Here is an 8,147-nt window from a genome sequence, read left to right on the forward strand (position 1 = left end):
CTCGTCGAACGCTTCTTCAACAAGATCAAACAGTTCCGCCGCATCGCCACTCGCTTCGACAAGACGGCGGAGAACTTCCTCGCCGCGGTGAAGCTGGCATCCGTCCGCATTTGGCTGCGCGGTAACGAGTCTACGGCCTAGTTCGTTTCGGACGCGTTTTTGTGCGGTGGCGCTCGCCGATCTCGACTGCGCCCCGGTCATTTATCGCTGCGTGCGCCTTTCGAGCCAAGCTCTGCAACAGATAACCGGCGACTAGACGATCAGCGTCACCCAAGATGTCAAAATCCATCATGGCGCGTCGGATGTCTGTTTGCTCCGCGTAGAAGAACGCCTCAATAAAGCGCATCTTCGTGTCTGGATCGAACGAGTGGGCGTCTACGAGAAGTTCTGAGAAGAGCTCCTCGACAGAGTTGGTCCATTCCTTGCGGTGTTTGGTATTCAAGCCGAGATTTCGGAAGTGGTTTATACGCTCGGTCATGACGCTATGCTTCTTTTTTGCACTACGTTGGAGGTGGTTGGACCGTGTCAAGCGGTTCGCTTCACACGGCTCTCATCCTTGAAGAAGACCGATTCGTCCGAGCCACGCAGTTCTCTCAGATAGGCAAGCGTGGCCTGATTGAATTCGGCCGTGATGGCGATCGTCGCCTCACCGGACAGTTCCTGGGGAAATCCGAGCGGCGTGGTCTTGAACCTCATCTGTACGAGGCGGAGGAGCCAGAGTGGGTTCATCTGGATGATGATGGTGTTGACACCGGTGTCCAGACCCCATTCGACGATCCCGGTTAAAAGAGCGAGGCCCACTGGGCTCAAGATGCGCCCACGGTCCCTGTGATCCTTGTCCACCGCGTAACGCGTCCATTCCCAGATGTGCGGCCCCATTGGTCGAGGACCGTCGCAAAGGAACGGCATCACTTCCGAAAGAAGGTGCGGCATAGTGGTCGGCAACATGCGCTGATAGCCAAGCACCGCACCGCTCGAATCGATATCGAGCATGTGCACGGCATCCGCATTGTCAAACTGGTCGAGCTCAAGACCGTCTCCGCGGTCAAGCTCCGTCCACCTCTTCTCTTCAACAAATACGCGATGCCTGAGACGAAGCGCCGCCTCCATTTCAGATCGATAGGCGGAAGCGTTCAAAGCATTGACGATATGCAACATCTTGCGTCCCCTTTCTTTACTCTGGACGCAAACGTTGGAACGGTTAACCGGGCAGCACCACTAGGGAAAACCCTAGGTTTGCCACAATTTGTCTACGCCTAAACAATGATACCCAACCTTATCGCTTCCGCGACAGCAAAGGTTGTGGTTGAGACACCCATCTTGTCTCGGATGTTCCGGAGATGCCAATCGACGGCCTTGTCGGTGACATTCATGCGTTGAGCGATTTCGGACCTGGCTAGCCCAGACGCGACATACCGAAGGACGTCCTTCTCCTTCACGGTGAAAGGCGCAGGCATTTCACGTTCGTTATCTCGGAGAACCAACGCCCGCCCCGTCGCGTAACTTGCAAGCATCAGCAACATGGATTCCTCGTGAGGGCCCATCTCGAGATGTCGACCTGCAAGGGAAAAGCCGATCACCTCGTTCTCGATTGGGAGCAAAGGGATAGTAATCCCACTTCTTAGACCAAATTCCGTCGCCTCGTTCATTACGAGCCGCGCGCGTGGATTATCTCGCGTCATAGCATCGAGCTCCGACCATCGGAATGCTCTGCCATCGGGTAATTTTCGAATGGCCGGATCGCTCAAAATATAGTTCCGACTGAAGTAACGGATAGCCCAATCGCGAGGCCAGCGGTCGAGCAGAATGTTCGATTTTTGAGTCTGTGAGAGCGCGCCGCGCTGCGGAATAGTGCCTGCCAGGATATGCTCAACGCCAAAGTCGCGTGTCACGGCCAAGACGCGAGCGCAAATCTCTTCCTGTGTCCGCGCTGCATCCAGCGATTTCACGAATTCAATTGTCTGGTCAAGAGAAGGTCGCCGCATTGTCACCCTCCAGTGCATGGTGGGTTGCCATCAATTCAAGCTTAAGCAAATCAGTTGGGCTGTCCATGAGCATGGACGAAACTGCGGGTTGGGACCTATGCCACGCTGTCGTGAGTACATGACGCCGGAAGAGGCCTACGTCAATGCGCTGCCATAAATCCCGATGGCGGCCTAGCCGAGGCAGGAATCCACTTCAGTGACAATCCCCGTGAACGAGATGGCCTAGCGCCGTTCCAGCAAGCGCTTGAGCTTCGCCTGCCGGACGCCCGGCGCCTCCCTGCTGTCGAGCGTGCCGAAAAACTGGCCCTGCGCATCCATCAGGTAGATCGAGGCGGTGTGGTCCATCGTGTAGCCCGAGGGCGTATCGACCTTGCGGTAGATCGCCCGATAGAGTCGCGCCATGTTCGCGAGCTCCGCCTCATCCTTCGGCACAAGGCCGATGATGCGGCTATCGAAGGAGCCGGCATATTCCTTGAGCAAGGCTGCCGTATCCCGCGCCGGGTCCACGGTCACGAAATAGACCCGGAAATCCTTCGCAGCATTGCCCAGCGCGTTGAGATCGTTGGTGATCTCCAGCATGGAGGTCGGGCAGAAATCCGGGCAATGCGTGAAGCCGAAAAAGAGCGCATAGGGCTTCCCGCGCAACGAAGCGTCAGTCACGATCTGCCCGTCATGATCCGCGAGGCGGAAAGGGCCGCCAATGCTGGCGACCCCCGTGCCCTGTTCGCGATCAACCGGGTTCAGCAGCACATAGAGCAGCGCCACGGTGATGATGCCGATGGCCGCCCAGGCTGTGAGGCGAACGATTTTCAGGGCGTTCAATGCTTGTGCCCTCCGCTGTGATTGTGGCCATGGTCATGGCCACCGGAGGCGCCCCGCGCCTCGATCTTGAACTCCACCTCAAGGGTACCCGCGCGCTGGAAGACCAGCGTGCCCTTCACCCTCTCGCCTTCCTTCAGCGGCGATTTGAGGTCGAGAAACATCACATGGAAGCCACCGGGCTTGAGTTCAACACTCTGGCCCGGCTTGATCTCGAGTCCCTGCGCCAGCGCGCGCATCTTCATCACGTTCCCCTCCATCGCCATTTCGTGGATCTCCACGATGCCGGCGGTGACGAGCGTGCCGCCGATGAGGCGATCGGATTCCCTGCCGTTATTGGTGATCTTCATGAAGCCGCCGGCGACTTTCGCGCCGCCGGGCGTGGCACGCGACCATGGGTGATCGATCTTGAGATCGCCCAGCTTGTAATCATGGGCAGAGAGGGGTGAAGCCGCGAGGACAAGCGGCAGGATGGCCAGCGACAGGGCGAAAGAGCGCAGACGCGCGAGGAGAAGAGACATGATCGTTCCGATCCGAAAAGAAGAGAATGGGGAAGGCAGGCGGGCTTCAGGCAGCCGCCGGCGGTCCTCTCGCTTCGGGCCGGGAGGTGGGTGCGGTCGATGGCTGGCCTGCGCGGGCCAGCGGAGCCGCAGCCTCAAAAACGCGCAGAATCGGGCTGGCCAGGCCCTCGGGCAGCTTTGGCATGTTGGCCAGGCCCGGAATGCGGCAATGGTCGCAATCATGGTCCGGGTCGGGGCCTTCACCGGAAAGGCCGCTCTGCAGGCAGAGCGCGAAGCCACCGGCGAAATGCGATTTGCCAGCCAGTTCCGTCGCCGCACGGGCCTGCGCCACGCCGGCCAGCAGCACCAGAGCCGCCAGGAAAACGATGCTCAGGTCGCGATAGCCGGAAAGGAAACGGCGAAACCGGTTCATGGTGCTGGTCTAGTCCGCCCAGCCAGCGCCGGCAAGCGTGGCACAGCGCTCATTCGGCCGCCAGCGTGCGCTTCAAGCCGATCTGCACGAGCAGAGCGCGCAAGGCGGGCGGCTTGATGGGCTTGTTGAGGATCTCGATCTGCTCGGTCGTCGCGCGGTCCCGCACCTCCTGCGAGCGTTCTGCCGTGATGAGCACCGCGGGGATGACGGAGCGGAAGCGCCAGCGCAGCTTCAGAATGGCGTCGATGCCGTTCGATTCATCGAGGTGATAATCCACGAGCATCACATCCGGTTTCGCCTTGGCGCCACGCAAGGCCTTGATGGCTTCCTCCGCGTCCGATGCGGTCATCACCTCGCAGGACCAGCCTTCCAACAGGCGGCGCATGCCATCGAGTATCGTCGGTTCGTTGTCGATGACGAGGATCTTCCGGCCGGCAAGGCTCGCCGGCACCGGTGCAGGCGGCTCGGCTTCCGTCGGGCCCATGCGGGCGCGGCTGGCTTGCGCGCGCGGCAGGTGGAGCGTGAAGGTTGAGCCCTTGCCAGTTTGGGAAGCGAGATCGAGCTTCAGATCGAGCACCTTCACGATGCGCTCGACGATGGAGAGGCCGAGGCCGAGCCCACGCTCGATTCGCGCGCCCTGTTCCAGCCGCTGAAACTCCTTGAAGATCACCTTCTGCTGCTTCTGGGGGATGCCGATGCCGGTATCGGCCACCACCAGGCGCACGCCATGGCGGCTGCGCCGGCAGCCCACGAGCACCTTGCCGGTGACGGTGTATTTGATCGCGTTCGAGATGAGGTTCTGCAGCAGGCGACGCAGCAGGCGGCGATCACTCGTGACCACCAGCGACGATTGCAGCAGAACCAGCTCAATGCCCTTTCCGTTCGCCACCGGCTCGAACTCGATGCGCAACTGGCCGAGAATCTCGTCCATGGGGAAGGTCGAATATTCCGGCTTGAGCTTTCCGGCATCAAGCCGCGAGATTTCGAGCAGGGCGGAGAGAATTTCCTCCACCGCGTTGAGCGAGGCTTCCACGTTGCGGGCCAGTTCGGCATGCGGTGTCTGCTGCGCGCCTTCGGCGAGCGCCGAAGCATAGAGGCGCGCGGCATTCAGTGGCTGGGCGATGTCATGGCTCGCAGCCGCGAGGAAGCGCGTCTTCGAGGCATTGGCCTCGTCGGCGTCCTTCTTCGCGCGGGCATATTCGGTGTTGAGCCGCATCAGTTCCTCGGTGCGCTCGCGCACGCGATTTTCGAGCGTGACATTGGCCTCCTCCAAGGCCTTCTCGGCGGCCACCGCCTCGGTGATGTCGGTATAGGTCGTCACCAGACCGCCATCCGGCAGATGGTTCGAGCGGATCTCGATCACGCGGCCGGTGGGCGGCAGATGCAGACGGCGCGGATCGCTCTCCTGAACCAGCGAGGTGATGCGCCGGGCAATCACATCCGGCCCCACCTGCTCGCCATAAAGGCCGCGACGGGCATTGTGACTGACGATCTCATCCAGTCCGACGCCGAAATGCAGCAGACCTTCCGGCAGGTCGAAGAGATCCTGGAAGGCGCGGTTCCAGCACATCAGGCGCAGGTCGGAATCGAAAACCGTCACGCCCTGCCGCGCATGGTCGAGCCCGTGCTGCAGCAGCATGCGCGAATGCTGCATGGCGGCGGAGGCGTCATCCAGCAGCTTCAGCGCGGCTTCGGTCGAGACGTTCCGTCGCCGCAGCATCAGAGAGAGAACAAGACGCGACGAGGCCGCGCCGATGGCAGAGGCAAGCACCTGCTCGGAAAAGCGGATCGCATGGGCATCCGCCTCCTGCTTCGGCTGGTTGGGAATGCCGCGCTGCTCCTCATAGGCGCGGAAGGCACGCTCCGTGCGCTCCGGCCCCAGATAGCGCGACACGGTGGCGCGGAGTTCGTCCATCGTCACCGAACTGCGCCAGAGCTTGAAGCTGCCGCCTGGATAGGCCGTGTCCGGGCTTGTGAAGAGGCTCGCCTGCACGCGCTCGATCGGGCTCACATCGGTGATGAGCGAGAAGAGGATCAGCAGGACCAGATTGACGAGCAGCGACAGCACCACGCCCTGAACCAGCGGTGGCCAGCCCGGAATCAGCAGTTGCCCGGGGGCCAGGGCCCCGATGCCGAGCGGGCCGTGGCGCACAAAGTCGCCGACCACGCCATGCATGCCGGCCAGCGTGGGCAGGAACAGAAGGTAGAACCAGATGCCGAAGCCCGCGAGCAGCCCCGCAAAGGCGCCTTTCGCATTCGCCCGAGGCCAGAAGAGGCCGAGGATGAAGGACGGCATCAACTGCGCAATGGCCGCGAAGGACAAAAGCCCGATCGTCGCCAGTGCCGCCTGCTCCGAGGCGCGATAATAGGCGAAGCCCAGCAGCACCATCACCACCACGCCGATGCGGCGAATGGTGAGAACGGTATCCACCATGGTCTGGGAGGGAGCGTTGCCGGAATCCTTGCCATCGGCCTCGCCGGCGCGCTTGCCGCGGAAATTCGGGCGACGCAGCAGCAAGGGCACCACGAGGTCGTTCGAGATCATGATGCCGCAGGCCACCGATTCCACGATCACCATTGCGGTCGCGGCCGAAAGCGCGCCGATGAAGGCGACCAGCGCCACCCAGCCGGCATCGCCCAGCAGCGGCAGCTGGATGACCATCAGGTCGCGATCCACGCCGGCGCCGGGCACGAGGATGAGGCCCGCCAGCGCGATGGGCACCACGAAGATGTTGATCGCCACGAGATAGAGCGGGAACTGCCATCCCGCCTGCCGCAGGTCGCGCACATCGCGGTTTTCCACCACCATCACGTGGAACTGGCGCGGCAGAAGCAGGATGGCGCAACCTGCGAGGAAGGTGGTGGTGATCCAGATCACGGGGTCGATCTCGCCCGAGAATACCTTCGCGGCTGCCGGCTCGGCGGCCGCCTTCGTGAAGAGGTCACCGAAGCCGTCGAACATGAAATAGACGACGAAGACGCCCACCGCGAGGAAGGCCAGCAGCTTCACGAAGGATTCCGCCGCGATCGCCAGCATCAGGCCGTTCTGGTGCTCGGTCGCATCGACATGCCTCGTGCCGAAGGCGACGGCGAAAGCGGCCAGAACCAGCGTGACGAACAGCGAGATGTCGCCCAGTGCCGAGAGGCCGGAGATCCTCGGCACATAGCCCAGCTCGCGCAGCACGATCGTTTCCAGCGCTGCCGAGATCGCCTTCAGCTGCAGGGCGATATAGGGCACCGTGCCGACGATTGCGATCACCGCCACAAGAGCCGCGACCTTCACGCTCTTGCCATAACGCGAGCCGATGAAGTCGGCGACCGAAGTGATGCGATGCACCCGCGCGATATGGATGACCCGCGCGATGATCGGCAACCCGAGCAGGATGACGATCAACGGCCCGATATAGATCGGCAGGAAGTCGAGCCCGTTGCGCGAGGCCAGCCCCACGGAACCCAGAAAGGTCCAGGAGGTGCAATAGACGGCGAGCGCGAAGGCATAGATCGTCGGCCGGAGCCGGCCTTCGAGCAGGAAACGGCCCTTCGTGTCACCGAAATAGGCAACACCGAACAGGATCATCAGATAGATGAGTGCCGCCGAAACCGCGACCCAGCCGGCCAGCATGTCCCGTCATCCCCCATCTTTCACGCCTGCGGCTGCCGCAGGGCTTTCCGATGCATGCGGCTGCCGCAGGCTTTCCGATGTATGATCGCGCCGCCAGCCTCCGCGCACAAGAGGCGATGCTCGCGCGATCGCCTTGAGCGTTCTTCACTTTTGACCTACGACTTGCAACCGCGGGCAGGAAGCAGGGCCCGGTGGCCGGGGGTCGAAGCGGGAGCGAGGGGCCTTCCGGTATCTGAAAAAGGCAGGGGACCATAACAATGCTGAAAGAATTCAGGGAATTCGCCCTCAAGGGCAATGTCGTCGATCTTGCGATCGGTGTCATCATCGGCGCGGCATTCTCCAAAATCGTCGATTCCTTGGTGGGTGATGTCTTCATGCCGATCATCGGTGCGCTGACGGGCGGACTGAACTTCGACAACGCCTTCATCGCGCTCTCCAAGGGCGTGACCGCGACCAACCTGGCCGATGCCGCGCAGCAGGGCGCGGTGCTCGCCTATGGCAAGTTCATCACCGTCTCGATCAATTTCATCATCATCGCCTGGGTGCTGTTCCTGGTGGTGAAGTGGATGAACCGCCTGAAAAAGACCGAGGCCGCTGCTCCAGCCGCCCCGCCCGAACCGAGCGCGCAGGAGAAGCTGCTGGCCGAAATCCGCGATCTCCTGAGGAAATGAGCGGAATTCGGCAAGATCGAGAGAGCAGGGAGGAGCTGGCCGCCCTTTCCTGCATCACCCGCCGGGCTTATCCATCACTCCATTTCATCCATCGATCGAAGTGGCGAGATTGCTCTT

General features: G+C 61.7%; 8 protein-coding genes and 1 pseudogene. 2 read left to right on the forward strand and 7 right to left on the reverse strand.

From position 1 onward, the window contains the following. Positions 1-141, forward strand: a pseudogene (locus tag ACKODO_RS01265) (IS5/IS1182 family transposase); the annotation flags it as partial. Here ACKODO_RS01265 and ACKODO_RS01270 read toward each other — a convergent pair. The 7 genes from ACKODO_RS01270 to ACKODO_RS01300 all read right to left on the reverse strand — a co-directional run bounded on the left by ACKODO_RS01270 (position 131) and on the right by ACKODO_RS01300 (position 7,359). Beyond that, positions 131-478: a hypothetical protein gene (locus tag ACKODO_RS01270; protein ID WP_408981648.1), complete on the reverse strand. Its 348-nt coding sequence runs from the start codon at positions 476-478 to the stop codon at positions 131-133. The pseudogene ACKODO_RS01265 and the gene ACKODO_RS01270 sit on opposite strands and share 11 nt — an antisense overlap. A gap of 47 nt (positions 479-525) precedes the next feature. Further along, a complete protein-coding gene (locus ACKODO_RS01275) occupies positions 526-1,158 on the reverse strand; it encodes an acyl-homoserine-lactone synthase (RefSeq protein ID WP_408981649.1) in 633 nt (210 codons plus the stop codon). 98 nt (positions 1,159-1,256) lie between these two features. Then, positions 1,257-1,985 carry an autoinducer binding domain-containing protein gene (locus tag ACKODO_RS01280; protein ID WP_408981650.1) on the reverse strand — a complete coding sequence of 243 codons (729 nt, stop codon included), beginning with the start codon at positions 1,983-1,985 and terminating at the stop codon, positions 1,257-1,259. A gap of 222 nt (positions 1,986-2,207) precedes the next feature. Next, a complete protein-coding gene (locus ACKODO_RS01285; RefSeq protein ID WP_408981651.1) occupies positions 2,208-2,807 on the reverse strand; it encodes an SCO family protein in 600 nt (199 codons plus the stop codon). Continuing rightward, positions 2,804-3,304, reverse strand: a complete 501-nt coding sequence (locus tag ACKODO_RS01290) for a copper chaperone PCu(A)C (protein ID WP_408981655.1) — start codon at positions 3,302-3,304, stop codon at positions 2,804-2,806. Before ACKODO_RS01290 ends, ACKODO_RS01285 begins: the two co-directional genes overlap by 4 nt. A gap of 67 nt (positions 3,305-3,371) precedes the next feature. Then, positions 3,372-3,737: a hypothetical protein gene (locus ACKODO_RS01295; protein ID WP_408981652.1), complete on the reverse strand. Its 366-nt coding sequence runs from the start codon at positions 3,735-3,737 to the stop codon at positions 3,372-3,374. Between the two features lie 49 nt (positions 3,738-3,786). Further along, positions 3,787-7,359 carry a NahK/ErcS family hybrid sensor histidine kinase/response regulator gene (locus tag ACKODO_RS01300; RefSeq protein ID WP_408981653.1) on the reverse strand — a complete coding sequence of 1,191 codons (3,573 nt, stop codon included), beginning with the start codon at positions 7,357-7,359 and terminating at the stop codon, positions 3,787-3,789. Between the two features lie 257 nt (positions 7,360-7,616). On the opposite strand from ACKODO_RS01300, the gene mscL reads away from it, so the two are divergent. Further along, complete coding sequence (gene mscL / locus ACKODO_RS01305) at positions 7,617-8,030, forward strand: large conductance mechanosensitive channel protein MscL (RefSeq protein WP_408981654.1); 414 nt, start codon at positions 7,617-7,619, stop codon at positions 8,028-8,030. The last annotated feature ends 117 nt before the right edge of the window (positions 8,031-8,147 follow it).

Source organism: Rhabdaerophilum sp. (assembly GCF_046092605.1).
In the GTDB taxonomy this organism is placed as follows: domain Bacteria; phylum Pseudomonadota; class Alphaproteobacteria; order Rhizobiales; family Beijerinckiaceae; genus Rhabdaerophilum.

Bases quoted from the DNA above. Each gene is read 5' to 3' on its own strand.
- ACKODO_RS01270 (WP_408981648.1), bottom strand. From the start codon at position 478: ATGACCGAGCGTATAAACCACTTCCGAAATCTCGGCTTGAATACCAAA.
- ACKODO_RS01275 (WP_408981649.1), bottom strand. From the start codon at position 1,158: ATGTTGCATATCGTCAATGCTTTGAACGCTTCCGCCTATCGATCTGAA.
- ACKODO_RS01280 (WP_408981650.1), bottom strand. From the start codon at position 1,985: ATGCGGCGACCTTCTCTTGACCAGACAATTGAATTCGTGAAATCGCTG.
- ACKODO_RS01295 (WP_408981652.1), bottom strand. From the start codon at position 3,737: ATGAACCGGTTTCGCCGTTTCCTTTCCGGCTATCGCGACCTGAGCATC.
- ACKODO_RS01300 (WP_408981653.1), bottom strand. From the start codon at position 7,359: ATGCTGGCCGGCTGGGTCGCGGTTTCGGCGGCACTCATCTATCTGATG.
- mscL (WP_408981654.1), top strand. From the start codon at position 7,617: ATGCTGAAAGAATTCAGGGAATTCGCCCTCAAGGGCAATGTCGTCGAT.